This window comes from Granulicella arctica (assembly GCF_025685605.1).
In the GTDB taxonomy this organism is placed as follows: Bacteria; Acidobacteriota; Terriglobia; order Terriglobales; family Acidobacteriaceae; genus Edaphobacter; species Edaphobacter arcticus.
The window spans coordinates 2,714,101-2,740,034 of the sequence record NZ_JAGTUT010000001.1 but is presented as its reverse complement, the minus strand read 5'-3'; the positions used below and the strand labels follow the sequence as shown (position 1 = coordinate 2,740,034).

Annotated in this window: 18 protein-coding genes and 1 tRNA gene; 13 read left to right on the top strand and 6 right to left on the bottom strand. The window is 58.4% G+C overall.

Annotated features, from left to right (window positions below; all coding sequences use genetic code 11):
• Nucleotides 1–94: 94 nt before the first annotated feature.
• The 3 genes from treZ to OHL20_RS11585 form a co-directional block, all read right to left on the bottom strand.
• Nucleotides 95–1,840 carry a malto-oligosyltrehalose trehalohydrolase gene (gene treZ / locus OHL20_RS11595; protein ID WP_263383343.1) on the bottom strand — a complete coding sequence of 582 codons (1,746 nt, stop codon included), beginning with the start codon at nucleotides 1,838–1,840 and terminating at the stop codon, nucleotides 95–97.
• Nucleotides 1,833–4,511 (bottom strand): malto-oligosyltrehalose synthase, encoded by a 2,679-nt coding sequence (gene treY / locus OHL20_RS11590; protein WP_317890955.1) that lies wholly within the window; start codon nucleotides 4,509–4,511, stop codon nucleotides 1,833–1,835. The genes treZ and treY overlap by 8 nt, the downstream gene beginning before the upstream one ends.
• A gap of 114 nt (nucleotides 4,512–4,625) precedes the next feature.
• A complete protein-coding gene (locus tag OHL20_RS11585) occupies nucleotides 4,626–6,533 on the bottom strand; it encodes a glycoside hydrolase family 15 protein (protein WP_263383342.1) in 1,908 nt (635 codons plus the stop codon).
• A gap of 150 nt (nucleotides 6,534–6,683) precedes the next feature.
• Between OHL20_RS11585 and OHL20_RS11580 the strand changes: the two genes are divergently transcribed.
• The 4 genes from OHL20_RS11580 (at nucleotide 6,684) to OHL20_RS11565 (ending at nucleotide 14,547) form a co-directional block, all read left to right on the top strand.
• A complete protein-coding gene (locus OHL20_RS11580; protein WP_263383341.1) occupies nucleotides 6,684–8,693 on the top strand; it encodes an alpha-1,4-glucan--maltose-1-phosphate maltosyltransferase in 2,010 nt (669 codons plus the stop codon).
• A 20-nt stretch (nucleotides 8,694–8,713) separates the two neighbouring features.
• Nucleotides 8,714–12,373, top strand: a complete 3,660-nt coding sequence (gene treS, locus OHL20_RS11575; RefSeq protein ID WP_263384998.1) for a maltose alpha-D-glucosyltransferase — start codon at nucleotides 8,714–8,716, stop codon at nucleotides 12,371–12,373.
• Nucleotides 12,374–12,418: 45 nt separating this feature from the next.
• The gene (locus OHL20_RS11570) at nucleotides 12,419–13,621 is read left to right on the top strand and encodes a hypothetical protein (RefSeq protein WP_263383340.1); all 1,203 of its coding nucleotides are present in this window, start codon (nucleotides 12,419–12,421) and stop codon (nucleotides 13,619–13,621) included.
• An 83-nt stretch (nucleotides 13,622–13,704) separates the two neighbouring features.
• Nucleotides 13,705–14,547: a hypothetical protein gene (locus OHL20_RS11565; RefSeq protein ID WP_263383339.1), complete on the top strand. Its 843-nt coding sequence runs from the start codon at nucleotides 13,705–13,707 to the stop codon at nucleotides 14,545–14,547.
• Nucleotides 14,548–14,574: 27 nt separating this feature from the next.
• On the opposite strand, the gene OHL20_RS11560 is transcribed toward OHL20_RS11565, so the two are convergent.
• The gene (locus OHL20_RS11560) at nucleotides 14,575–15,420 is read right to left on the bottom strand and encodes an amidohydrolase family protein (protein ID WP_263383338.1); all 846 of its coding nucleotides are present in this window, start codon (nucleotides 15,418–15,420) and stop codon (nucleotides 14,575–14,577) included.
• 215 nt (nucleotides 15,421–15,635) lie between these two features.
• On the opposite strand from OHL20_RS11560, the gene OHL20_RS11555 reads away from it, so the two are divergent.
• The 4 genes from OHL20_RS11555 (at nucleotide 15,636) to OHL20_RS11540 (ending at nucleotide 21,293) form a co-directional block, all read left to right on the top strand.
• Nucleotides 15,636–17,261, top strand: coding sequence for a S53 family peptidase (locus tag OHL20_RS11555; RefSeq protein ID WP_263383337.1), 1,626 nt, complete (start codon nucleotides 15,636–15,638; stop codon nucleotides 17,259–17,261).
• Nucleotides 17,262–17,381: 120 nt separating this feature from the next.
• Nucleotides 17,382–19,658, top strand: coding sequence for a xanthine dehydrogenase family protein molybdopterin-binding subunit (locus tag OHL20_RS11550; protein WP_263383336.1), 2,277 nt, complete (start codon nucleotides 17,382–17,384; stop codon nucleotides 19,656–19,658).
• 340 nt (nucleotides 19,659–19,998) lie between these two features.
• Complete coding sequence (locus OHL20_RS11545; RefSeq protein WP_263383335.1) at nucleotides 19,999–20,169, top strand: lasso RiPP family leader peptide-containing protein; 171 nt, start codon at nucleotides 19,999–20,001, stop codon at nucleotides 20,167–20,169.
• 107 nt (nucleotides 20,170–20,276) lie between these two features.
• The gene (locus OHL20_RS11540) at nucleotides 20,277–21,293 is read left to right on the top strand and encodes a radical SAM protein (protein WP_263383334.1); all 1,017 of its coding nucleotides are present in this window, start codon (nucleotides 20,277–20,279) and stop codon (nucleotides 21,291–21,293) included.
• Nucleotides 21,294–21,326: 33 nt separating this feature from the next.
• Here the strand turns inward: OHL20_RS11540 and OHL20_RS11535 are convergent, their stop codons facing one another.
• A complete protein-coding gene (locus OHL20_RS11535) occupies nucleotides 21,327–22,046 on the bottom strand; it encodes a hypothetical protein (protein WP_263383333.1) in 720 nt (239 codons plus the stop codon).
• 255 nt (nucleotides 22,047–22,301) lie between these two features.
• Here OHL20_RS11535 and OHL20_RS11530 point away from each other — a divergent pair, with 255 nt between their 5' ends.
• Genes OHL20_RS11530 through OHL20_RS11520 form a run of 3 tightly spaced genes read left to right on the top strand, consistent with a single transcriptional unit; the run spans nucleotide 22,302 to nucleotide 23,858 of the window.
• Nucleotides 22,302–22,847, top strand: coding sequence for a (2Fe-2S)-binding protein (locus OHL20_RS11530; RefSeq protein WP_317890954.1), 546 nt, complete (start codon nucleotides 22,302–22,304; stop codon nucleotides 22,845–22,847).
• Nucleotides 22,790–22,993 (top strand): hypothetical protein, encoded by a 204-nt coding sequence (locus OHL20_RS11525; protein ID WP_263385071.1) that lies wholly within the window; start codon nucleotides 22,790–22,792, stop codon nucleotides 22,991–22,993. The genes OHL20_RS11530 and OHL20_RS11525 overlap by 58 nt, the downstream gene beginning before the upstream one ends.
• Before the next feature lie 13 nt (nucleotides 22,994–23,006).
• On the top strand, nucleotides 23,007–23,858 hold the full coding sequence (locus tag OHL20_RS11520) for an FAD binding domain-containing protein (RefSeq protein ID WP_263383332.1): 852 nt from the start codon (nucleotides 23,007–23,009) through the stop codon (nucleotides 23,856–23,858).
• A 15-nt stretch (nucleotides 23,859–23,873) separates the two neighbouring features.
• Here OHL20_RS11520 and OHL20_RS11515 read toward each other — a convergent pair.
• Nucleotides 23,874–23,950: transfer RNA gene (locus OHL20_RS11515), tRNA-Pro, on the bottom strand.
• Nucleotides 23,951–24,149: 199 nt separating this feature from the next.
• Between OHL20_RS11515 and OHL20_RS11510 the strand changes: the two genes are divergently transcribed.
• Both OHL20_RS11510 and OHL20_RS11505 read left to right on the top strand, forming a co-directional pair.
• Nucleotides 24,150–25,298 carry an XdhC family protein gene (locus OHL20_RS11510; RefSeq protein ID WP_317890953.1) on the top strand — a complete coding sequence of 383 codons (1,149 nt, stop codon included), beginning with the start codon at nucleotides 24,150–24,152 and terminating at the stop codon, nucleotides 25,296–25,298.
• Nucleotides 25,295–25,858, top strand: coding sequence for a nucleotidyltransferase family protein (locus OHL20_RS11505; RefSeq protein ID WP_263383330.1), 564 nt, complete (start codon nucleotides 25,295–25,297; stop codon nucleotides 25,856–25,858). The genes OHL20_RS11510 and OHL20_RS11505 overlap by 4 nt, the downstream gene beginning before the upstream one ends.
• The last annotated feature ends 76 nt before the right edge of the window (nucleotides 25,859–25,934 follow it).

Here is a 25,934-nt window from a genome sequence, read left to right as displayed (position 1 = left end):
TGTCAGATATAAGGCTTAAGATTAGCTGATCAGTATCATTTCGAACGAAAAGAATGTTGGCGCCCTGAACTTTCAGGCGCCAACGTGTCGCCGCCTAGGATGTTTGTGTGCTGAGCACAGCAAAGCTATCCGGTGGAAGGGCGATGCCGGTTTCGGTGAGCGCAATCCCTGGGTTGGACGACAGACTGATTGGCCAGGAGTCCGGGTTCTTCAATTCCACGGTCTCTTCGCCGAGGTTCCAGGCGACTCTTACCGCGCCACGATCCATCGTGAGCCAGCGCTTGTCCTCATCGAACTGCACTTTGACGTGTCCGGTATCACCATCATTCAGCGAGACGGAGTTGCGTCGGAAGTGGATGAGCGATTTTACCCATTCCAGCATCTCGCCATGCTCCCCCTCATGGATCTCGGTCCAGTCGAGTTTTGATCGCTCGAAGGTCTCACGCTTCTCGGGATCGGGAATTTCTCCGGCGTTCCAACCGAACGCCGCGAACTCCCGTTTCCTTCCTTCAGAGACTGCTTTGGCCATTTCCGGGTCTTCATGGTCGGCAAAGTATTGGAATGGGGTTGAAGCGGCGTACTCCTCGCCTTGGAAGAGCATGGGAATAAACGGTGCCGTCAGCACAATGCCGGCTGCGACCTTGGCGCGAGCCATGCCGACGATGTGTTGCAGCCTGTCGCCGGTAGCGCGATTGCCTACCTGATCGTGATTCTGGATGAATCCGATAAAGTGGTGCGCCGAGAGCCCATCGACGGGACGCCCGTGGCTACGATCGCGATAGCTCGAGAAGTTGCCATCGTAGACGAACATCTTTGTCAGCGCTTTGGCCAGATCGGAGAACGACCCGAAGTCGTCGTAGTAGCCGTTGCCCTCGTCGAGATGCAGAAGCGTGAAGAGCGCGTGATGAAAGTCATCGCTCCACTGGGCATCCATGCCATAGCCTTTTGCCTCGCGCGGGGTCACTATGCGCGGATCGTTCAGATCGCTTTCGGCGATGAGAACCAATCGGCGACCGAGCCTTGCGGACAGCACATCCACTTCAGAAGAGAGTTGCTCCATAAAATGAATGGCCGACCGATCCACAAACTCATGCACGGCATCAAGGCGGAGACCGTCCATGTGATAGTCGCGCATCCACATAAGGGCGTTGTCGCAGAAGTACCGTCGCACTTCGTCACTGCCCTCTGCCTCAAAATTCATTGCACTACCCCACGGGGTGTGGTGACGATCTGTGGTGTAGGGGCCGAACTTGCAGGTGTAGTTTCCAACCGGGCCGAAGTGGTTATAAACAACGTCGAGCAGGACAGCGAGCCCGCGAACGTGGCATGCATCGACCAGCCGTTTTAGACCATCGGGGCCGCCATAAATATCCCGAACGGCAAAGAGTGAGACTCCGTCGTAGCCCCAGCCGTGGTCGCCTGGAAAGGCAGCGACGGGCATGATCTCGATGTGGGTGATCCCGAGATCGAACAAATAGTCGAGTCGCTCAATGGCCGCGTCGAATGTGCCTGCTTCTGTAAAGGTGCCGATGTGCAGTTCGTAGATGACTGCGCCGGCCAGCGGCGGGCCCTGCCAGCGCTCATCATGCCATTCGAAGACCGATTGATCGTAGAGGCGCGAGGGTCCGTGAACGGTGTGTGGCTGCCATGCGCTGCGAGGGTCTGGAAAGGCCACGGGTTCGTCGTTGAGCAAAAATGCGTAGTCCATGCCGTACTCAGCCGCGGCGACTGAGGCTTTCCACATGCCGTGCTTGTCGGGCCCAGTCATCTCATTGCAGGTGTCCGCTACTTCTACCGATACCTTCTTTGCCTTGGGCGCCCATACCTGAAACTCAAACATCGCTCTCCACCTCTCGCGTTAGTAGCGCTACTGGAAAATCTTTGAGGAGCGTTTCAATCGCGACCGTACCGCCCTGCAGAACTGCGTCTGTCAATCGATTCTTCCAACGTCCTTCGGGCAGTTGGACTGTGGTCTTCTGCCATGCTCCATTCAACGTGTATGACAGCCTTGGGACAACCGTGACAACGGACTCCCCACGAAGGTAAGCGATAGCATGCTGAGCCGACTTACCTTCTACTATGAGTGGCACGTAGGCAGCATCACCACTGAACCACTCGCGATGTTCTTTTCGCAGCAGCAGCGCGCGGTGAATCGTCCACAATTTCGGCATACCTTCATCCATCCGCTGGACCGCGAGCCTCGCTGCTTCTGGCACGGATAGGGTGCGCAGCTCTTTCAACAAATTCAGTCGCTCCGTGTAATCTACGGGTCGACGGTTATCCGGATCGACGAGGCTGAGATCCCACAATTCGCTCCCCTGGTACAGGTCCGGCACGCCTGGCACGGTGTACTTCAGCAGCGTCTGCGCAAGGGAGTTGGCTCGGCCTGCAGCCTTGACGCGCTCTACAAACTGTTCGAGCTTTTCGACGAATGCAGGTGAGCTGATTGTCGATTCGATGAACTTATTCAGCGCTTCTTCAAAGTCTTTGTTATTCGCTACCCACGATGTCTGCTGCTTGGCTTCTCGCGTCGCCTTGGCCATGTAGGCCTGGGCACGTTCAACCGTGAGCGGCCACGCGCCAATCAGCGTCTGATAGTAGAAGTACTCGGTATTTCGGTCCGGCATCTGGTTAGTTTTTAGCGAATTGTTCATTCGTGACCAGCGCTGCACCGCTGCGCCAAATTTGCCCGGCATCTCTGACAACACTGCAAGCCGGGCGCGGACATCATCGCTTCGCTTGGTGTCGTGAGTCGACAGCGTCGTCATAGTCAGGGGGTGCGTCGCCTGCATCTTCGCGTTGTAGGCGTGGAACTCTTCGACAGTCAGGCCATCCTCGCCGGGATCGCTGCCTACCTCGTTCAACCCGGTAAGGCGGTTATAGCAATAGAAGGCGGTATCTTCCACGCCCTTTGCCATGACCGGGCTGGTGAACTGCTGGAAGCGCAGCAAAAATTCCGACTCGCGCTTACCCTTCACATCCATGGTGAGGACATCGCGTAAGAAGTCGAAGAGACCTCCGTCGATATCCTGCCGGTTCTTCTTCGCACATTCGGTGGCCTGCGTGATGTGTGAGCGATCTTCTTCGGTGATCTCGCCACGTTCCGGCACGACGTATGTTCGGTACACCTGGAAACATGCGGACACTTCGCGCAAGGCACGCCGCATCTCGGCGCGTGTGTAGTCTCGCTCGTTACGATTGTCCTCACAAATCTCCACGAAGATCGTGGTCAACCGATTGACATCGCTTCCAAGCGCTTCCTGCGTAACGTTGATCTTCTTGTCGTGCGCAATCAGCTTGAAGTCGGTGGACTCGCCAGTGAAGTCGCCATAGATAGTGTTGAGTTCCAGCAAGCCTTCGTGACGCATCAGCACTGCATTCGCAACATTCAGAAAGTCATAGCCGCTGGTACCCTCGATCGGCCAGCTCTCCCTCAGAAACTCGCCGGGCTCAAGGATCTTCTCGCCCACAATCCATGCATCCGGGGCCGCCGCACGGAGCCGCTTGAAGTATTCGAGTGGATCACGAAGGCCATCTGGATGATCGACGCGAACACCATCAAGTACCCTGCGCTCCAGCCAGTCGAGGATCAGCGCGTGCGTCTCTTCAAACACGTGCTCGCGCTCGATCCGCAGACCAATCAGCGTATTGACGTCGAAGAAACGGCGGTAGCCTAGCTGCTGATCTGCAGTCTTCCAGTAGGCGAGGCGATAGTTCTGTTGGTTGAGAAAATCGTCGAGGCCATCAAGATTTGCATTGAGCTCATTGACGGAGCGATCGATCGCCTCACAGACTCCCGGCTCTTCAGCACATAGGCGCTGCAGCAGTCCCATCAGCACATCTTTATCGCGATGGCGGTCGAGGATCTTCCATCGGTCCCACAACTCCGGCTCGGGCAGCCGCCCGAATGAAGCTGCAAGAAAATTCAACGTGTCGGACTTTGCGTAGCCGGCAGCACGGCTGAGAATCACTGGAAGCGAGCGTGGCGAAACGGGCAGCGATTGGCTCGCCGCCTCAACGAGAAATGTCGTGCCACTGCGAACAACCTTGATGCCGCCAGCCTGCAGAACGCGACCATACTGATCCGCGAGCACTGGCACCAGTACCTTATCGCGAAGGCGTTCCTCCTGCGGTTGCCAGTCGATGTCGAAGAACGAAGCATAGCGACTCGACGTGCCATTCTCAAGCACATCCCACCAGTAGCGATTCTCCCGGCCAAGCGACATGTGATTCGGAACGATATCGAGAATTTGCCCAAGTCCAAGATCGCCGAGGGTCCTGCAAAAACGGCCATGCGCTGCCCTGCCACCAAGCTCGTCGTTGACACGCTGATGGTCGACGACGTCGTACCCGTGCATGCTGCCCGGCGATGCTTGTAAATAGGGGGAGCAATAAATATGCGTCACCCCGAGGTCCTGAAGATACGGAGCAATTTTGGCTGCGTCGTCAAACGTAAAATCTTTGTGAAGTTGCACCCTATAGGTGGAACCTGGAGTTCGTAACATGGTCATCAGCGCCGATCAAAAAAGGTTGGAGAACGCACGGCACAGTAATTCAACAGTTCCACAAGGTAGTTCTGAGTTAGAGCAACCCCGCATGCCCGGGGTTGCACACGTAGCTCCAAGCTAAAGGTTCGGATCCCATTTCTCGGGACGCCAAGCGCCAGAGATCGTAAATGCAGCGTGAATCAGCGCAATGTGTGAAAGCGCCTGTGGAAAATTTCCAAGCATCCGCTTCGCAACCGGGTCGTATTCTTCCGAAAGCAGGCCTACGTCATTACGCAATGAGAGCAGGCGATCGAACAACTTGAGGGCATCGCTCTTGCGCCCGATCAGCCAAAGGTTCGTGACCATCCAGAAGCTGCACGCCAGGAAAGCGCCCTCGCCGCCGGGAAGGCCGTCGCTCGACTTGTTGCTATCGTAACGCATCACGAAGCCATCTTTCATCAGCTGCTTCTCAATGGCCGCGACGGTGCCACGGATGCGCGCATCCTCCGGAGGGAGGAAACCAACCAGCACAATGCGCAGGCAGGAGGCGTCGAGCGCCTTCGAGCCGTACGACTGCGTGAAGCTGTTCAGCTTCTTGTCAAAGCCCTTGTCGCAGATCTCCTTATGCAGCATGTCGCGGTTCTTCTTCCATCGCTTCAGGTCAACGGAAGCACCGTCATACCGCTCGTGCTGCTTGATGGCGCGGTCGAGGGCCACCCATGCCATAACCTTTGAGTGTGTGAAGTGCCGTCTTGGCCCGCGCACCTCCCAGATACCCTCATCAGGTTCCGGCCAGACCTTACATAGATGATTCACGATCGCCCCCTGCAACGCACTCGCTGAGACGCGGATATCATCCTCAGCCTGAGGAGTCTGCGAAAGTGCCGCGACGACCTCCCCGAATACGTCAAGCTGGAACTGATCGACAGCACCGTTTCCGACGTGAACGGGGAGCGAATGCTCGTAGCCCGGCAGCCAGTCCGCGTTCCACTCCGGCAACTGGCGCTCGCCGTAGATTCCATAGATCGTCTGCACCTGCTCAGGCGAACCGGCGACCGCACGCAGCAACCACCGGCGCCACGCTACGGCCTCTTCCGTGTACCCCGCGTGAATCAGCACCATCAGCGTGAAGGAGGTGTCTCGCAACCAGCAGTAGCGATAGTCCCAGTTGCGCTCCCCGCCAATCTTCTCCGGCAAGGAGGTCGTCAAGGCAGCGACTACACCGCCCGATGGTCGATACGTTAGCGCCTTTAGGGTCATTAGAGAGCGATTGACGACGTCGGCGTAATCCCCCTTATAGTTGCTGCGCGACGTCCATTCCTCCCAATACTTCTGGGTGTCCGTAAGCGCTGCCTTGGCATCAATTTCATCTGTTACCGGTTCGAGTGAGGATGAGTTGGTCAGAATAAATTCGACCGTCTCGCCCTCGCGCACGCTGAAGGTGCTGACGGTCGATAGCCCCTCTCCATCAAGCGGAACCTGCCGAACGCCGTGACACTTTACTCGCAGGACGACCATATCGGGCCCTGCAACGGCGCGTAACTCATGATCGCTTTTAGTAACCCATGGCACGGTTCGGCCATAGTCAAATCGGATCGCAAGGTCCATCTTCATCTCGACCTTGCCTCTCACCCCCGTCACAATCCGGACTAGAGTTGAGTGAAGGCTCCGTAGCTTCTGCGCACTATCAACCGCTGGCGGCATGAAATCTGTGATCAGCACCTCGCCCGTCGAGGTTTCCAGGCGAGTTTCAAGGATCATCGTGTTGAGTACGTACTGGCGTTTACACGACTGAAACTTTTTTGTCGGAAAAATCTGCCAATGACCATGGTCCTTTGTGCCAAGTAGAGCGGCAAAGCAGGCACCGGAAGAGAAGTTCGGCCAGCAGAGCCAATCGATCGACCCATCGCGCGACACCAGCGCGCCAGTCAATGTATCGCCAATCATGGCATAGTCTTCAATGAGTGCAGCGTGAAGTGGTTTACTCTCTTCGCGCCCGATCGCCGATTGTCCCAAAGGTCCCTCACATGTTCCGTCGATAATCACAGTGCCACCAATGCGTCCCTGTCAGCAACCGCCGACCGCCCACATGGCATCTGTACTGATTGGCACTAGCATGAATAAGATGCGAAGCGTGAGCCGATCGAATGCTCTTTCCAACAACGCTCAAACTAGAAGTAAGTGAGATTTGACGCAATGAAACCTGCTGAGGGCCGCAAACGTATTGTCATCGAAGAGGTATCACCCCAGGTCAACGGTGGTCGCTATCCAGTTAAGAGAATCATCGGGGACGTCGTAACCGTAACCTGTGCCGCCTTTGGGGATGGACACGACCACGTCGCCGCTCGCCTTTTGTACAAGTTCGAGGGCGAGCGCCGATGGAGAACAGCACAGTTCACCGCTATCAACAATGATCTCTGGTCGGCTGACTTCACCGTCGACAAACTTGGAACCTGGCAATACACCATTCAGGCGTGGGTCGATCATTTCGATACCTGGTCTGACGATCTGAAGAAGCGGTTGGCGGCGCAACCGGACCCTAAGCAGCCCACCGTTAACGTGCCCACGCAGGACATTCCTTTGGCTCTGCGTTCAGGAGCGCTCCTCGTCGACCAGGCGGCATCACGCGCCAAGAGTCGCGATGCCAAGCATCTCGAAGAAATCGCCGCTTCGCTTCGCTGGATGGCTGACCAGAACGCCTTCAACTACGAAAATCCAATTACCGACGAGATTATTGCGGTGGTCGGTCGCTATCCCGATTTGTCCCTCGCGACGAAGTACGAGCAGGATCTGCCCATCTGGGTGGATCGTGAACGCGCGCGATACTCCACATGGTACGAGCTTTTTCCCAGGTCAGCGTCTCCAGACCCCAGCCGGCATGGAACCCTCGCCGACGTAGCTGCCCGCCTGCCGGAGATTGCAGCAATGGGCTTCGACGTACTCTACATGCCGCCAATCCACCCGATTGGCGTGGCCTATCGCAAGGGTCCGAACAACCGAGTCACTGCAGAACCTGGGGACCTTGGCAGTCCATGGGCTATCGGCGCAGCGGAGGGTGGCCACAAATCCATCCTGCCCGAGCTTGGCACGATGGTTGACTTCAAGAAGCTTGTGACCGCAGCCGGGAAGAACCACATGGAACTGGCGCTCGACATCGCCTTCCAATGCTCACCCGACCACCCGTGGGTCAAAGAACACCCGGACTGGTTCATCATTCGCCCGGACGGCTCCATTCAGTACGCCGAAAATCCGCCCAAAAAGTATCAGGACATCTATCCGCTCAACTTTGAATCACCGGACTGGCGCGGTCTGTGGGAGGAACTACTTTCCGTCTTCACCTACTGGGTTCGTCACGGTGTGAAGATCTTCCGCGTCGACAATCCGCACACCAAAGCCCTGCCATTCTGGGAGTGGTGCATCGCCGAGATCCACGATAGCCACCCCGACGTGCTTTTCCTTGCTGAAGCCTTCACGCGCCCGCACGTCATGTATTCGCTGGCCAAGGGAGGGTTTACCCAGTCCTACACTTACTTCACATGGCGAACCGAAAAAGCCGAGTTGCAGACCTACTTCGAAGAGATCACCAAGCCTCCGGTCACTGACTTCTTTCACCCGAATATCTGGCCGAACACACCGGACATTCTCCACGCTTCTCTCCAGACCGGCGGACGACCTGCATTTATGCAGCGCCTCATCCTCGCAGCGACGCTTGGCGCCAACTACGGTATCTACGGGCCGGCTTTTGAGTTGAGCGAGGGCCGCCCCGCAAAGCCTGTCAGCGAAGAGTACCTCGATAGCGAGAAGTACCAGATTCGCCACTGGGATCGCTCCATTGACACCAGCCTGGCACCGCTCATCACGACCGTGAACAAGATTCGGCGCGAAAACGTCGCACTGCAGAGCGACCTCTCGCTACACTTCCACCCAGTCGATAACTCGCAGCTTCTCTGCTACAGCAAATCTGCTTCGAGTGACGGCGTCGAGAATATCATCCTCGTGGCCATCAACCTTGATCCGACGCAGGAGCAGGCGGGCTGGATAGAATTGGATCTCAAGAATCTCGGTATCCCGCATGAGCAGACCTTCGATGTAGAAGACCTCCTCACCGGCACACACTATCAGTGGAATGGCCGCAGCAACTACGTCGCGCTTCGACCCGACGTAATGCCTGCCCATATCCTTCGCGTCACCAGAAAGATCGTCTAAAAGAAAGCAGAGTGTCTCTTTTGAAGAAAGCCGGCAGCGCCTCCGATCCCCTTTGGTACAAGGACGCCATCATCTACGAGATCCACGTTCGAGCCTTTATGGACTCGAATGGTGATGGCATTGGCGACTTCCAGGGCTTGCTCTCGAAGCTCGATTACCTGCAGGACCTTGGCGTTACCTGCATCTGGCTGCTCCCGTTTATGCCTTCGCCCCTGCGCGATGACGGCTACGACATCTCCGACTACACCAGCGTAAATCCTAGCTACGGCACCATCGACGACTTCCAACAGTTCCTTAACGAGGCCCATCTGCGCGACATGCAGGTGATGATTGAGCTTGTCATCAATCACACCAGCGATCAGCATCCGTGGTTCCAGGCCGCCCGGCTCGCTCCTCCCGGGTCACCTGAGCGCGACATGTATGTTTGGTCTGATACGCAAGAACTCTATAAGGGCGTACGCATCATCTTTACCGATACCGAAAAATCGAATTGGACCTGGGACGAGGTCGCACAGCAGTACTACTGGCACCGCTTCTTCTCCCATCAGCCCGATCTCAACTTCGATAATCCCCGCGTCATGGATGAGGTTCTCAACGCCATGCGCTTTTGGATGGATATGGGCGTCGACGCCCTTCGTCTTGACGCGATCCCCTACCTCGTCGAGCGCGATGGCACCTCCTGTGAGAACGTCCCCGAGACCCACGAAAAGATCAAGCAGATTCGCGCTGTCATCGACGCTGAATATAGCAACCGCCTTGTACTCGCTGAAGCCAACATGTGGCCTGCCGACGTACGCCCCTACTTCGGCGATGGCGATGAATGCCACATGGCCTTCCACTTCCCACTGATGCCGCGCATCTACATGGCACTTCGGCAGGAAGACCGGCTCCCGATCACTGACATCATGGCGCAGACGCCCGCCATCCCCGACAGCTGCCAGTGGGGTCTCTTTCTTCGCAACCACGACGAACTCACCCTCGAGATGGTCACGGACGACGAGCGCGACTACATGAACCTTGCCTACGCCGCAGACTCCCGCATGCGCATCAATGTCGGCATCCGTCGCCGCCTGGCGCCCCTCGTAGACAACAATCGTCGCCGCATCGAGCTTCTCAACTCCCTGCTCCTCAGCTTCCCCGGCACGCCGATCATGTACTACGGCGACGAGATCGGCATGGGTGACAATATCTATCTCGGCGACCGTAATGGTGTTCGCACGCCGATGCAGTGGAACTCCGATCGCAACGCCGGCTTCAGCAAGGCCGTGCCCGCGAAGCTCTACTTCCCCGTCATCATGGACCCCATCTGGGGCTATCAGGCGATCAACGTAGAGGCCCAGCAGTCCGATCAATCCTCACTTCTGCACTGGACACGCAACATGATCGCGCTGCGGAAGCTCTTCCAGGTCTTCGGTCGCGGCACGCTTGAATTCCTGAGCCCTGAGAACCGCAAGATCCTCGCCTACGTCCGTCGCTATGACCCGGACGCTGCCTCCGCGCAGGAGACGGCTGCCTCTATTCCCAACTCATTCTCGAACGTCGAGACCGTTCTTTGCGTGGCAAATCTCTCCCGATTCGCCCAGCCGGTCTCGCTCGACCTCAGCAAGTTTGCCGGTATGCAGCCAGTCGAGATGCTCGGCTATGTCTCCTTCCCGCCGATCACGACCGCCCCCTACCCACTGACGGTCGCGCCCTACTCGTTCCTCTGGCTCGAACTTCAGCCTGCGCCGCAGCAGGTAGAAGCGCCGGCACCGATCGTCACCTCTGATGAAGAGGACGAGGAGCCAGCGCTCGATTTGCTCACCAAGGGCTGGTCGGGTCTTCTGTCCGGTCACGGTCTCGCGCTGTTGCAGGAGGCCCTGCCGAAGTACCTTCCCAACCAGCGCTGGTTCGGAGCAAAGTCGCGCACCATTCAGAACGTCCAGGTCACCGAGTGGATTGAAATGCCGGGCATGAGCGAGCAAAGCACTACGCCGCACAGCAACACGCCCGGGCTTGTCGATCCGCTGATCCTGCCGACCTCCGCGCTCCCGCAGGCGAGCACCCTCGGCACGGCAATCTTCTTCCTCAACCTGACCTACACGGACGGCACGGCACAGACCTATCAGTTCCCGCTCGCCTTCACTACCGGTCACGATGCCGAAGTCATCCTCGCAACCGCTCCGGCCACCGTCCTCGCCACTCTCAATACTCCAACAGGACCAGCCGTACTGCACGATGCTGTTGCTCGCGAAGACTTGCGCCAGACGCTGTTATCGCTTATCGAGACGGACACCTCACTACCACTCAACACCACGACCACAGCGGCTCTCGAAGTAGCGGCATCACTCAGTGCAGCCGAAACCGGGAAGACAGCGACGGAGGCAATTGCGACAGGGGATGCTGAGGCGGTCCTGCTCCATCAGGATGCTGAGGTCCATCTACGGCCCCACGAACTCTACCCGCACGTCGATCCCAACTCCTCAGCCAGTCTGCACACCCATCCAGACACGGTGCGCGGCAACAAGAGTTCGGCCTTTGACGAATTGCGCGGCACCGGCACGCTACCCGCGCGAACCGGTTCGGCCGAGCAGTCGAACACCTCAATCCTCTACGGCGGCAAGCTCATCATGAAGCTCTTTCGCCGCCTGCAGCCGGGCGAGAACCCCGATACAGAGATCGGTCGCTTCCTCACGGACGTGGCTCACTTCCCACGCATCGCTCCATTCCTCGGCGACATTACCCTCAACTCCACCAGCGGCGAGCCAACCACTCTCGCCATGCTGCAAGGCCTGGTCCAGAACGAGGGAGATGGCTGGCAGTGGACGCTCGACGAGCTAAGCCGCTACTACGACAGTTGCGCTAACTGTCCCATACCGGAAGATCTCGGCAGCACTCCCAGCTTCCTCAAGGACACGGCAACACCTGCACTCGCACTCGAACACGCCGGACTCTACCTAGACGCAGCCGCCCTGCTTGGACGACGCACCGCTGAGATGCACCTCGCGCTCGCCACGCCAACTGACGATCCGGCCTTTGCCTCCGAACCCTTCACCACCGACGCACTCTCCGCCGACGCCAAACGCATCGACACCCAGATCAATCAGACGCTCGAGGCCATGAAGCGCGGTATGTCCCAGCTTCCGGACCTCACCGCCGACAGCGCCGCGCTCCTCCTCAGCCGACGCATCGATCTCTTTTCCCGCGCCAGCGCCATCGGTGCCACACCGCCCGCCGAGGCAGGACGACGCACCCGCATCCACGGCGACTATCATCTCGGTCAGATTCTCCGCACCAAAGCCGACTACGTCATCCTCGACTTCGAAGGCGAACCCGCCCGCCCGCTTGTTGAACGCCGCGCCAAGCAGTCACCCCTCAAGGACGTTGCCGGCATGTTGCGATCCTTCAGCTACGCAGCTTACGCTGGTCTGGAGCAGTTCTCGCAGCGCCGCCCTGAAGCCGCGAGAAGCATCGAGCCCTGGGCGCGCCTCTGGCAGAATGCCGTCGCGACCGAGTTTCTACGTGCTTATAAACAGACCGTCAGTGCTGATCCGCATCTCATACCGAAGCCCCGGCAGGCGCAACTGCTTCTCGATGCGTATCTTCTGGAGAAGTCGCTCTATGAGCTTCTGTACGAACTGAACAATCGTCCCGCATGGGTCCGTATTCCTCTTGCCGGTATTCTTGCCTTGATCAAGTAGCATCCGATATAGAAGTGCCGCCACCTCCAGGAAGAAGAAAGTCCGATGGCTAATCTCGAAACGACTACCGCAACAGCAGCGTATACACCCGCCGAACCGGGCAAAATTCCTGGCCTGCTCGTCAGCCTGGGGTCTTTTCCTCACGACTCTCTGCAGATGATACTCGCCAATCTCACCACGGCCTTCCCTGGTCAAGACGTTCTGGTGGCTTCTCCCGACGCCACGGAGATAACGATACCGTCGGAAGCGATTCAACTGGTACCCTACACGCCTCCGGCTCCTTCGCCCAACTGCTGGGTGCTTTCGGCCGCCGACTACCTCAACACCTATAGGATTGCGAAGGAGCACCAAGCCGCAACGTGCCTCGTGCTCGGCGCCGATGCACAATCGCTGCATCCGGGTGCACTGCGCGAATTAGCGCTTGCAGCGACCCGCGTTGATCTTGCCGTCGCTTGCTACGACGTGGGTCCTCGTGACGGCCTAGTCAATTCGGCCATTCTCTATCCAGTCAGCCGAGCCATCTACGGAGCCGCGCCACGCTACCCGCTGGCGCTCGACCTCGGCCTCTCCATACGCATGGCAGAACGCCTTGCCACCGCGGCGCAGAAGTTTACCGCCGTCAACCAGAACGACGCTCTAATCTGGCCCATCGCCGAAGCTGCTTCTGCGAACTTCTCCATTACGGAGATTGAAGTAGGCACACGAATCATTCCGCAGCCGAACTCGCCAGACCTCAACTCGCTGCTTGCCCAGATCACGGGCTCGCTATTCAGCGACGTCGAACTGAAGGCAAGCTACTGGCAGCGCGCTCGCGGCATTCAGCCTCCCACTACCAGCTTCCCTCCAGTCACCGACACAAGCATGCCGGACGTGCAGCCGATGCTCGATTCGTTCCGCATCGCGTACACCAACCTCCACGAGATCTGGTCACTCGTCCTGCCGCCGAACTCCCTGCTCGGCCTGAAACGCCTCTCGCAGATGCCGCCTGCAAGCTTCCGTATGCCCGATGCTCTCTGGGCGCGCATCGTGTACGACTTTATTCTCGCGTGGCGTCTGCGCACGATCAACCGTGGCCACCTGCTCGGCGCGCTGACACCGCTCTATCTTGCCTGGGTCGCCTCACACATTCTGCTCGCGAATAGTGGGACAAGTCCCGAGGCGCACATCGAAGCACAGGCCGCAGCCTTCGAGGCCGACAAGCCCTACCTCGTCTCTCGCTGGCGATGGCCGGATCGCTTCAATCCTTGATCTAACTGCATTTCTCTGCATACAAGCTCAGAACGCGACACGCATCGACGACAAAATGATTTAGCTAGAAGGAGTTTTTCGACATGGGTCACTCACTTACCCTTTTCCTCCAGCAGCAGCTTCAGCAGCCCGACCAGCCGGTCTTGAACTATCCGCAGCCGACCTACGTGGATAACACCTCCGTCTGGAGCCACATGACCGACGCGCTGCAGCAGTCGACCTATAGCGTCGTCTCGTTGCTCGTCAGGATTCTCCCCGGCCTGCTCGCCCTCATCATCGCGCTGGCCGTGCTCACCGGCTTAGGCATTCTACTCAGTTGGATCCTGCGCCGAAGCCTCACTGCTCTCAAGTTCGATGAGCGCTTCGCCCGCAACCAGAGCACCGGGGTCGCCGACTGGTCGCCATCCCACAGCCCCACGGCTCTCGTAGGCCGCGTCGCCTTCTGGGTCTGCGTCTTCCTTGGACTCGTCATCGGCTTCTCCGCCTTCGACGCCTCCTACGCTACGGGTTCTACATTGAACTTCTCCTTTCTGCCTTACTTCACCCACGCGGTCGGCGCGCTTCTTCTGCTCCTGATCGGCAACATCATAGCCCGCTTCCTCGCACGTTCCATCCTGATCGGCGCGGTCAATGCGCAGCTTCAGTACGCACGATTCCTCTCACTTGGCGTCAAGTGGCTCGTTCTCGTACTCACTGCGGCGATGGTCCTCGATCATCTCCAGATCGGCGGGACGGTCGTTGAACTCGCCTTTGGCATTCTCTTTGGCGGCATCGTTCTTACCCTTGCGCTCGCCGTCGGACTCGGCTCTCGCGACATCGTCAGCCGCTCTCTTGAGCGCACCGTCGACAACAAGCCGGACCCGATCTACCCGGTCGATCCGGCCGTTCCCGTCCGCGAAACCGCCGAACCGCTGCGCCACTTCTGATGTGTAGGAGAGGGATCGATCCCTCTCCTACAATCCGTACACTTCTACAGCATTGCCGCCGAATATCGCGGCTCGCTCATCTTCGCTGTAGGCCGCGAAGTACCGCCGCAACACCGCAAACCATCGTTCGTACTCCGAAGCCAGCAGGCACACCGGCCAGTCCGATCCAACCAGTAGCCGCGCCGGGCCAAATGCCGTCACGGCGGCATCAAAATACGGCTTCAGGGAAGCGTCATCCCACGATGTCCAGTCTGCTTCCGTTACCAGGCCGGAGAGTTTGCACCACACGTTATCGCGCCGCCCAAGCTCCTGCATCTGCGCCGCCCATGGCTCAAGAACACCATCCCGAATCAGCGGCTTTGCCACATGGTCCAGCACGAAGACCTGCTCCGGGTGCTTATCGACAAATTCGATTGTCTGCGGCAGATGCCGCGCGAAGATAAGTATGTCGTAGACCAGCCCACTCCCCCGCATCGCACGTATTCCTGAGTTGAAGTCCTCACGCAAAATGTACTCATCGTCCACCTCATCGTGGATTACGTGCCGCAGCCCTCTCAACTTCGGCCTGTCTTCGAACTCTTCCATAATCCCCGGGAACTCTTCACCGGCGATCGGTGCCCATCCCACCACACCGCGAATCGCTGCACAATCTTCTGCCTGATCCAGCAGCCATCGCGTCTCGTCCAAAGTCTGACGCGCCTGCACCGCGACGGCACCATCGACGTCAGCCGCTGCCATCTCGCGAATCAGGTCGGCTGGCAAAAAGTTCTTTTGTAACGTCTCCATCGAATCGTCGATCCAACCGAACTCGCTCCGCGAATATCGCCAAAGATGATGGTGCGCGTCGATCGTCTGAAATTTCTTCGTTGCCATAAGCCCTATCCTTCTCTCAGAAACCTAACCCGTCAAAGTGGTGTCAGTCTAACCCAGACACAAGCCGTAGTCTCTTCCACAGGACGTCCTAAAAATGAGCGATATTTTCTTTCTTCTCCGTTCATCTCGGGCTACTATCATTGCGCGGAAGACTACATACTCATCTGCCCGGGCCACCGCTCACAGGCAACACACTTCAATTACGAGGAACGTCCATGGCTCCCAAGAAAATTGCAGCTCGATTCGCAGCACAGGAAAAGCAGGTTCTCCCCGGAAGCGAGAAAGAGGCATTTCACACTGCGGCTGAAAAGGCCGCGACCGGTAAGATTGTTGTCTCCGTCGTCGTACGGCGCAAGTCGCCGCTCAACACTAAAACCCTCGGTAAGGTACGCCTCACCCGGACGGAGTACGCCAAGAATCACGCAGCCGACAAGGCCGACCTGAAGCTCATCAAAGCCTTTGCCACCGAGTACGGCCTGACGGTCGAGAAAGACACACCCAAGCCCGAACGCCGTACCGTCCTGATCTCTGGATCGGCAGCCGCCATGCAGAAGGCCTTCGGCGTCACGCTGAAGCAGGTCACTACCGACAGCGGAAGCTTTCGCATTCGTGAAGGTGCCATTTACGTTCCCTCAGAATTGGCCGGCGTTGTGGTCGCCGTTCTCGGCCTCGACAATCGTCCTCAGGCACAGCCCCACTTTCGCATTCTGAAAGAGTCGGCACCAGGGTCAGGCATCCGTCCAAACGCTGCCGCTGCCAACACCTCCTTCACTCCCGTCCAGATCGCTGCGCTCTACGGCTTCCCAACTACCGGCGCAACAGGCCAGACCATCGGCATCATCGAACTCGGCGGCGGCTACAAGACAGCAGACCTCACCGCCTACTTCAAGACGCTCGGCCAAAAAGCTCCCAGCGTCACCGCAGTCTCGGTAGACGGCGGCAAGAGCAAGTCCGACGGCATCAACGGAGCCGACGGTGAGGTGATGCTCGATATCGAGGTGGCCGCCGCAGTCGCTCCCGGCGCAAAGATCGTTGTCTACTTCGCGCCCAACACCGACCAGGGCTTCATCGACGCGATCGCCTCTGCCGTCCATGACACCAAGAACAAGCCAAGCGTCATCTCCATCAGCTGGGGCGGGCGCGAGTCCAGCTGGACGCAGCAGTCGCTTACCGCGCTCGACGCCGCTTGCCAGTCTGCCGCAGCCCTCGGCATCACCATCACCGTAGCCGCCGGCGATAACGGCTCAGGCGACGGAGGCTCCGGCAACAACGTCGACTTTCCAGCCTCCAGCCCTCACGTCCTCGCCTGCGGAGGCACCAAGCTCGTCGGCTCCGGATCGACCATCTCCTCTGAGGTCGTCTGGAACGAGACTGCCGCAAATGAAGGCGCAACTGGTGGCGGCGTCAGCACCAAGTTCGCCCTTCCTTCCTGGCAGGCCAGTTCTGCCGTGCCAAAGATCGGCACCTTCGTCGGCAGAGGCGTCCCCGATGTTTCAGGTGACGCTGACCCGGCAACCGGCTACACCATCCGGGTTGACGGCCAGACCATTGTGATCGGCGGCACCAGCGCCGTCGCTCCACTCTGGGCCGGTCTCATCGCCGTCAGCAATGCAGCCAACAAAAAATCCGCAGGCTTCATCCAGCCGACGATCTACGCCGCGAAGGGCAAGTCTGCCTTCCGCGACATTACCTCCGGCAACAATGGAACCTACAAGGCTGGCCCCGGCTGGGACGCCTGCACCGGCCTCGGCTCCCCAATCGGCAACAAGATCGTCACGTTGCTCGGTGCTGCCGCAGCAACGAACAAGGCAGCTGCAAAGAAAGCCAAAGCCGCAAAGTAAGGCTCGCGCCATGTACTGCAGAAGGCCCATCCGCTCACCCGGATGGGCCTTCTGCATGGTCCACACCGTCAGAAAAATGACGCGCTCGGCCTTTCGTTCTATCCTTACCGAACACCCGAAATGTCCGATCCTCTCCAGACCGTAGGTCGCTCCCCCATCCGCAAAGAAGGCCGCGCCAAGGTCCTGGGCAAAGCTCAATACGTCGACGACATCAGCCTTCCCGGCATGTGGTTTGGAGCCACCGTTCGCTCTGCCGTGGCGCGTGGCCGCATCACCTCCATCACCTTCCCGCCGCACATTCCCTGGCACGAGTTCACCATCGTCACCGCCGCCGACATTCCCGGCGAAAACACCATCGTCCATCTCACCAAAGATCACCCCTGCCTCGCCGACGGCTACGTCAACCATCCCGAGGAGCCCATCGTCCTTCTCGCCCATCCCGACCGCTCCGTCCTGCCCGCCGCTGTTCTCGCCGTAGAGATTACCTACGACGAACTACCCGGCGTCTTCACCATCGAAGACGCGGAGATCGGAGCCGATGGCGATGCCTCCAGGGTGATCTGGCACGGCAGCCAGCACGGTGGAACCCCCAACACCTTCAAGACCTACCTCATGGAGAAAGGTTCGCCGGAAGACCTCGAGAGCATCTTCGCCGAGGCCGACTTCATCGTCGAAGGCGAGTACCGCACCGGCGCGCAGGAGCAGCTCTACATCGAAAACAACGGCATCATCGCCGAATACTCCCCCGAGGCCGGCGTCACCGTCCAGGGCTCCATGCAGTGTCCCTACTATCTCGTCCACGCCCTTACCCTCGTCTTCAACCTTCCCGCCGAAAAGTGCCGCGTCATCCAGACCGAGACCGGCGGAGCCTTCGGCGGCAAGGAAGACTTCCCTAGCGTCATCGGCTCGCACGCCGCCCTGCTCGCCATGAAGTCCGGCCACCCCGTAAAGATCTGTTACGACCGCGCAGAAGACATGGCCGGCACCACGAAGCGCCACCCCAGCCGCACCCGCCACCGCACCGCAGTTTCGAAGGACGGCAAACTCCTCGGCGGCGAGATCGAGTTTGCCATCGACGGCGGAGCCTACGCCACCCTCTCGCCCGTCGTCCTCTCGCGCGGCACCATCCACGCTCCCGGACCCTATCACTGGCCGACTCTACGCGTCTCATCCAAAGCCATGGCGACCAACGTCCCGCCACATGGAGCCTTTCGCGGCTTCGGCGCACCGCAGAGCATCTTCGCTCTTGAGCGCCACATGGACAAGATCGCCAAAGTCATCGGGCTCACCCCCGAAGAGCTGCGCCGCCGCAACTTCCTCGCACCCGGAGGCCACACCGCCACGGGCCAGCACCTCAGCGATCCGGTCGACATGCAGAATCTCCTTACCCGCGCCCTCACCGAGTCGAACTACCACCAGCGCCGCGCCGAGTTCGACCGCACCAACCCCGGCAGCACCATCAAGCGCGGCATCGGCTTCGCCAGCTTCATGCACGGCGCAGGCTTCACCGGCTCCGGCGAGCGCCGCCTCAACTCCCTCGTCGAGATCGAACTCACCCCGGAAGGTCGCCCCAACCTCCTCGCCTCCTCCACCGAATTCGGCCAGGGAACGAACACCATCCTCACCCAGGTAGCGGCCGAGACGCTCGGCCTACCCTATAGCGAAGTCCTCATTGCCCAGCCCGACACCGCCCGCGTTCCCAACTCCGGGCCAACCGTCGCCAGCCGTACCGCCATGATCGTCGGCAAACTCGTTGAAACAGCCTCACAGAAACTTTGCGCCGCACTCGTCAGCTCAGGCCATCTCGAACTGCCCTACACGCCCGAGCAGTTCCGGACGGCAGCACTGCACTACCTCGCCCAGCACGGGTCACTCAATGTCAGCGCCCGTTACGAGCTACCCTCTGGCGCACCGCCCATCTTCTGGGATGACGACCAGTACAAAGGCGACGCCTATCCCACTTATGCCTGGGCCGTCTACGTGGCCGAGGTGGCGGTCGACACCACCACCTACGCCGCCACCGTAACGAACTTCCACGCACTGCAGGAGGTCGGCAAGGTGCTGCATCCCATCCTCGCTGCTGGTCAGATTCAGGGTGGCGTAGCACAAGGCATCGGCTATGCCCTCTATGAGAAATGCGTCTACAACGACGGCCGCATGACCAACAATCAGATGACGAACTACATCATGCCTACCAGCGCCGATCTCCCACCCATCCACGTTCACTTCGAAGAGATCCCAAGCATCCACGGAGCCTTCGGAGCAAAGGGCATTGGCGAGCTTCCCATGGATGGTCCCGCCCCGGCCATTCTGAACGCCATCGAGCACGCTACCGATATTGCCTTCACCGAGATACCGCTGCTTCCTGAAGACATCTTCCAGCTCATGACTCACTGAACTGCCGCAGCGACATAAAATGATCTCCCGGTAGAGTTCTCTTGAACCCATAAGGCACAATTTACTCCCATTACAACTCACAAAAACTAAAGTCACATTTCTAACAAAGGTCAAACCTTTCCGTGCCCTCAATTAAGTTCATGCGGACATAAAGATGGCAAACAAAACTACTTAGGGGTAGTTTGGTTTTGCTTGTAGATCTTTTTCACACTTCACGAGCAACTTGTCTGCTTCCGAGCATTAAGACACAAATACTAGCCGAAGTAACTTTTTACTTGATTACTTCGAGAACTTTAGTACATTCGAAACAACACCAATTTCTCCCGGACAGGAGCACTCTATGAACAACATCTCCGAAAAGGTATCAAAACGTCCCTATAGCAAGCCAACCGTGACAGAGTATGGCTCTCTTGTCGAGAGCACGAAAGTGTTTGGTCTCATCAACCCAGACCTCGCATCTCCCGATGCAGTCGCAGTCGTAATTCAGTCTGTTACCTCGGTAACGTTCTAAGCTCCATTGAGCCAAGTTCTTCTGAAGGTGCGTACTAATGTGCTCGTACGCACCTTCGGGCAATTCCCTCTCGCCGCTGCGAAAGATCGAGCCCGGTACACCAAACCATGATGAGATATCTCACAATCGGTCTGCTCTATACCCGCACCTGCCCCCTCGCCTGCAGACACTGCATCATTGAGTCTTCCCCCAAAGTTGCGGAGAAGATGGAACAGAGCGTGGCCAGCGAATACATCAAAGTCATCGCCCGGTATTCCGACCAGGTTTGTTTTACAGGCGGCGAGCCGCTCCTCTACTACAACGAAATTATTCCGCTCATCCGCGAAGCCAGGGCCCTTGGCCTCGGCGTCTCCCTCGTCACCGGCTGCGGCTGGGTCAGCACGGCAAAGCCCCACATCGCAAGGGAGCGTATCGCCGGCTTGAAGGAAGCGGGACTCAACTCGCTGACGGTCAGTTGGGACGAGTATCATGAAGAGTTTTCGCCGCAGGAGAACGCTCTTTTGGTCGTCAAAACGGCCAAGGAAATTGGATTGCCCGTCGAAGTTCGCGGCGTCGTAAACACAGCCGGCCCTATCCCGCGCATCGAACAGAAGTTGATCACCATCGGTGTTCGGTACGAAAAAGCACAAATATTGCGCCTTGGCGCTGCTGCAACGCTCCCGGAAAGCCACTTTACCTTCGGGGAGATGCCGCACATGCGCGGCTGTCGCACGGTCCTCCAGCCCGTCATCGAGCCGAATGGTCAGGTCTACGGCTGCTGCGGGCCATCGCGCGGCCTCAAGAATCCAGATTCGCCGCTCACCCTCGGCAACACCAATGATGAATCGCTCGAGAGCATCTTCAGTCGCTCAGTCAACGATCCCCTGCTTGAGGCGATCAGCAATGTTGGCCCATACGCGCTCTTCAACCTTATTAAAGATGAGCCTTCTTTGAAGGACACGCTGCCCGTTCGAAGCAGCTACACGGGCATCTGCGAGGTCTGCCTCGATCTGAGCAGCGTACCCGAAGTCATTACGAAGCTGCGAGAACGGATCAGCGAACCCGCCGTCAACAGGCTCATGTCAGCAATGAGCATCTACTACAAGTCCAGTCCTGAACTCCAGGCGCAGGTCGAATGCTTCTAATCGGCGCTTACATCTATCTATATAGATAGGTCTTTATTTAGCCGTGTCTGGAAGCAGTATCCGGAGTATATGCGCCGGTGAAGCTCCATCCGGCCGCATCGTCAAAGCCTGCCCGGCAGCAACCCAGCGTGTCATTCCAACCGCAAGTTTCTCACCCATCTCGAGCGGAGTCAGTGCAATTACTAGCGAGGGTGCTGAGGCAGCCTTGAGGTCGCATGGAGACCTCTCTGCGCAGACAATCCGCTCAACCTGGACGGCAGGAGCGGTGAATTCAACAAGATCCTCAGCTTGTAGCGGCATCGAGGGCGCCTTCCCACGAAACGGCTCTTTGAGGTCAAGCGAAACCTGCTTCAGTTCAACGCGCAGAAAGTCTGAGCTCGTGTCGCCCATATTCTCAATGCGATGCCGCTCCTTCAGCGCCGGAGCGATACGGTACGATCCGATGAACGTCGGCGGCCGCACCACCGACGAGATAACTCCTTCGTCTTCATGTTCGATTCGCACCGGCCCCGAGTCATTCAGGTAAACGAACACGGTCGAAGAACTGGCGTGGTCGTGGACCGGAACCTTCTCATGCGGTCCATAGTGAGCCCGAATCACCGCCACCGCGCTGTTCTCAAAGGCGAGCTTGTAGTTGTTCGGCAATGTCTTCAGCGGGTCCTGCCCGTTCGCCCGCGCAGACCACGCGGCACAGGCCACAAGCAGGAACATGGTTCCCCGGGTACGAAAACTCTTGAAGCGGTACACCATCATGGTCCTTCCTCACTCAACTCGAATCCTAGCGGAACACACCGCCACCGCCTACCGGACGCGGCAGAGCCACTCTGGTCACATCCCTATACTATGGACAGATCGCTTCTCCTACTGCACTGTAACAGCATGGCCGAATGTTAATTACTTCGTACCTAAGGCGTTCTAAGTACCCACCTAAGTAGTTTACTTTGAATACTTTGTCACTTTGGTACGGGGGGAGGGGTCGCCCCACCTGCACCATAAAGGAGCGTATGGATGAGCCAGAACACAGAGATCGCTTTTACGCTAAATGGCAACACTCACGCGCTCGCAGCACCTCCCATGAAACGCCTGCTCGATCTACTGCGCGAAGATCTTCGACTCACCGGCGCAAAAGAAGGCTGTGGCGAAGGCGAATGTGGCTCCTGCTCTGTCCTGATGAACGGCGACCTTGTGAACTCCTGCCTCGTTCCTGCTCTTCAGGCGAACGGCGCAACCATCATCACCATCGAGGGACTTGCCATAGGCGAAACGCTCCACCCGATCCAGCAATGCTTCCTCGAAGAGGGCGGTGCTCAATGCGGCATCTGCACTCCTGGCATGATTCTCGCAACGCATCATCTGCTTGCAAAACATCCGACGCCAACTTTGCCCCAGATCCAGGAAGGTCTCGCCGGAAATCTCTGCCGCTGCACTGGTTACAGCCGTATCTTCGCCGCTGTACAATCCTGCGCAAGTAAGAATGCTGCTCATGGAGGTCTTCCATGCACATCAACATCCTCAGAGACATCCCTCTCGCCCTCGGTATTCTCGCCATCCTGATCGGCATTGTGCGTGGCGGAAGTAGCTTCTCTCCCTGTGCAAGTCCTGACGGTGAAAACCCGCAGTGGTTCTGCCGAGCCGTCCTGAACTTCGTCGGAACGGTACTTATCTGCTTCGGCATCCTCGGTAACTTCAGCCCGCACTAAACGAAAGGAGCCCATGCGCGCGAATGTAAGTGAGTACGACCTGATCGCTCCGGCGACGCTCGACGCCGCACTTGCCGCACTCAGTGACGGCCGTTACACGCCGATCGCCGGAGGCACCGAACTGATGGTCGCTCTCGCAGCAGGACGTCTTCCCCACAAGCCTCTCCTGTCAATCAATCACCTGAAGGAACTCCGCTTCCTTGATATCACCAGCGATTCCATCACCATCGGCTCAGGCACGACGTTCACCGATTTGCGCCGCAATTCCGTCATCGCCAGCGACTTCACCCTTCTTAGCCAGGCTGCAAGTTGGACAGGCAGCATCGCCAATCAGAATCGCGGCACGCTCGGCGGTAACGTCATCAACGCGTCGCCTGCCGCCGACTCGCTGCCAGCCTTGCTCGTCTACGACGCTGTTCTCACGTTGATCTCGGCAAGCGGAACACGGACGATTCCCTATCGCGACTTCCATTTGGGCTACAAGAAGACGGCGATTCGCCCGGACGAACTACTGCATAGCATCACCATGAGACGTGACTTCAGCGGGTATGTTCCCTATTCGCGCAAGGTTGGAACGCGCAATGCACAAGCTATCTCAAAGGTCGCCATCGCCGCGCTGTCTCGAGTAAGCAATGGTCTGATCGAAGATATCCGCATCGGCGCAGCCAGCATGCGCGACGCACCGATTCGCCTCACCGCGACGGAAGCCGCCCTTCGCGGCAAAAGCATATCCGACAGTACAATCGCCGAAGCACGGGCAGCCTTGCTGAGCGAGACACGCCCAATCGATGACATCCGAAGCACGGGCAAATATCGCAGCGCCGTCGCCGCGAATCTCCTCGAAGAGTTCCTGCGCCTGCTATAGATGGGGATTGGGAAATGGTCGGAATGGAGAGATTCGAACTCTCGACCCCCTGCTCCCGAAGCAGGTGCGCTACCAGGCTGCGCTACATTCCGAACATACTGTGGAGGAACTGTCAGAACTCGCATTTCGTGTAGCTCAAGCGCCTCGGGCAGGCTTGCTGATCCGCTATACCGACTGACATAGTTTAGCAGAGTATCGAAGCCGCCAACACAACTCGAACCTCTATCCAATCCGAAGGAAATAGCGTTTGGGTGCTGAAGAGAGCTCAGACGCATCCAATTGCCATTCCTCATGAGCTTCGCTGAGTATGCGAGGATCGGAGGTAAAGAGGGAAGATCCATGGAGCGGAGACAGATCGTAGACTTATGGCGGCAAGGCACCGCTTCGGTACTGGTCACCTTGGTAGGCTCCGAAGGCTCGACCTATCGTCGGCCAGGCGCGCGACTCATGATCAGCAGTTCAGGCGAGTACGCCGGAACCATAAGCGGCGGATGCCTTGAGGCCGAGGTGATCCGCAAAGCCGCGTGGATGGTGCGCCAGGGCGCAATCGTCGAGCGCTATTCGACTCTTTTCGACGACACCGCCGAGATCCCCTTCGGCCTGGGTTGCGGCGGCACGGTAGACCTCCTGATCGAGCCCACGGGAACGCCTGAGTTCGAGGCCCTGGTCTCTGCAATCGGAGACTCCCTGCGTGGCCATGAAAGCCGCGTTGTCACCTTTCTGCCTGGCAACGGCAGGGGGTTGCGCCGAGCGATCTATGACACCGATGGCAACGTCATCTTCGCCAGCGACAGAGTGGATCGAGTCAAGCTAGACTGCGCACGCGAACTTCAGCCGGGGCAAGTCTATGAGGGTCGTTTCGTCGAGGAGCTACTCGCGCCGCAGCGCCTCTTCGTTATGGGAGCGGGCGATGACGCAAAGCCGCTCGTGAGTATGGCAGCACTCCTTGGTTGGCATGTAACGGTCGCCGATGGCCGGGTTCAGTTCGCGCGCGCCGAGCGTTTCCCTGCGGCAGAGAGCGTGATGAATGCGGAGTTGGCCGTTCGAGAGATGAGGAAGGATGATGCGGTCGTCCTCATGACGCACAGTTATGAGCAGGATCGCGAGTTGCTTGAGCGTATCCTCCCGCTTGGGCCACGCTACTTAGGATTGCTTGGCGCACGCCATCGCAGTGCCTTGTTGGTAAGCGAGACAGCAGCTCGCATTGGCTGGAGTGTAGCGGCGTGCTGTGACCGAATCTACGCGCCCGTTGGTCTCGACCTCGGCGGTGACGGCCCTGAAGCAATTGCCCTCGCAGTAATCGCCGAGGTGCAGGCTTGCTGCATGGGTAAGCTCGGCGTCTCGCGCAAGCTCCGTTCGGAGGATGTCGACGAGCAGATTGCCAAAGGCGGTGCGAACCACTACCTCCAGGCACAATGCGCTCTGGATGCAGCCTCGTGAGCGTTGGCGCGATCATCCTTGCTGCAGGCGCGTCGACCCGGTTGGGAGAGCCGAAGCAGCTCATCTCGTTCAGCGGTGAACTGTTGCTGGAACGAACGGTGCGCATCGCTGCCGAAGCCGGATGCGAACCGGTGATCGTCGTACTTGGAGCATCGGCTGAAACGATCCTTACAGCCTCCAATCTTGGCAACGCAGAGATCGTCATCAATGCCGATTGGGAAGATGGGATGGCTGAGTCGATCGTGTGCGGCGTCGCTGCGATAGACGGCCGTGTCGATGCTGCTGTCGTGCTAGCTTGCGATCAGCCTGCTCTTACGGTGTCGCATCTACTGGCACTCATGCAGACGAACGAAGTCGCCGCCTCAGCCTATGCGGGACGCCGCGGTGTTCCAGCGTACTTCCCTGCGGCAACCTTCGAGGATTTGATGGAGTTGCAGGGCGACACTGGTGCTCGCGATTTATTGAAGACCGCGAGAACAGTCGACCTGCCCGGCGGTGAACTCGATGTAGATACCCCTGAGACTTTGGCGCGCGCGAGAGAGCTTTACGAAGTCGCGTAGTCTCTCCACTTGCACATAGTGATGTAGTTGGTTACATTTCAGAGGCTTCGCTCTAGACCCGTATTTACGCACCCAG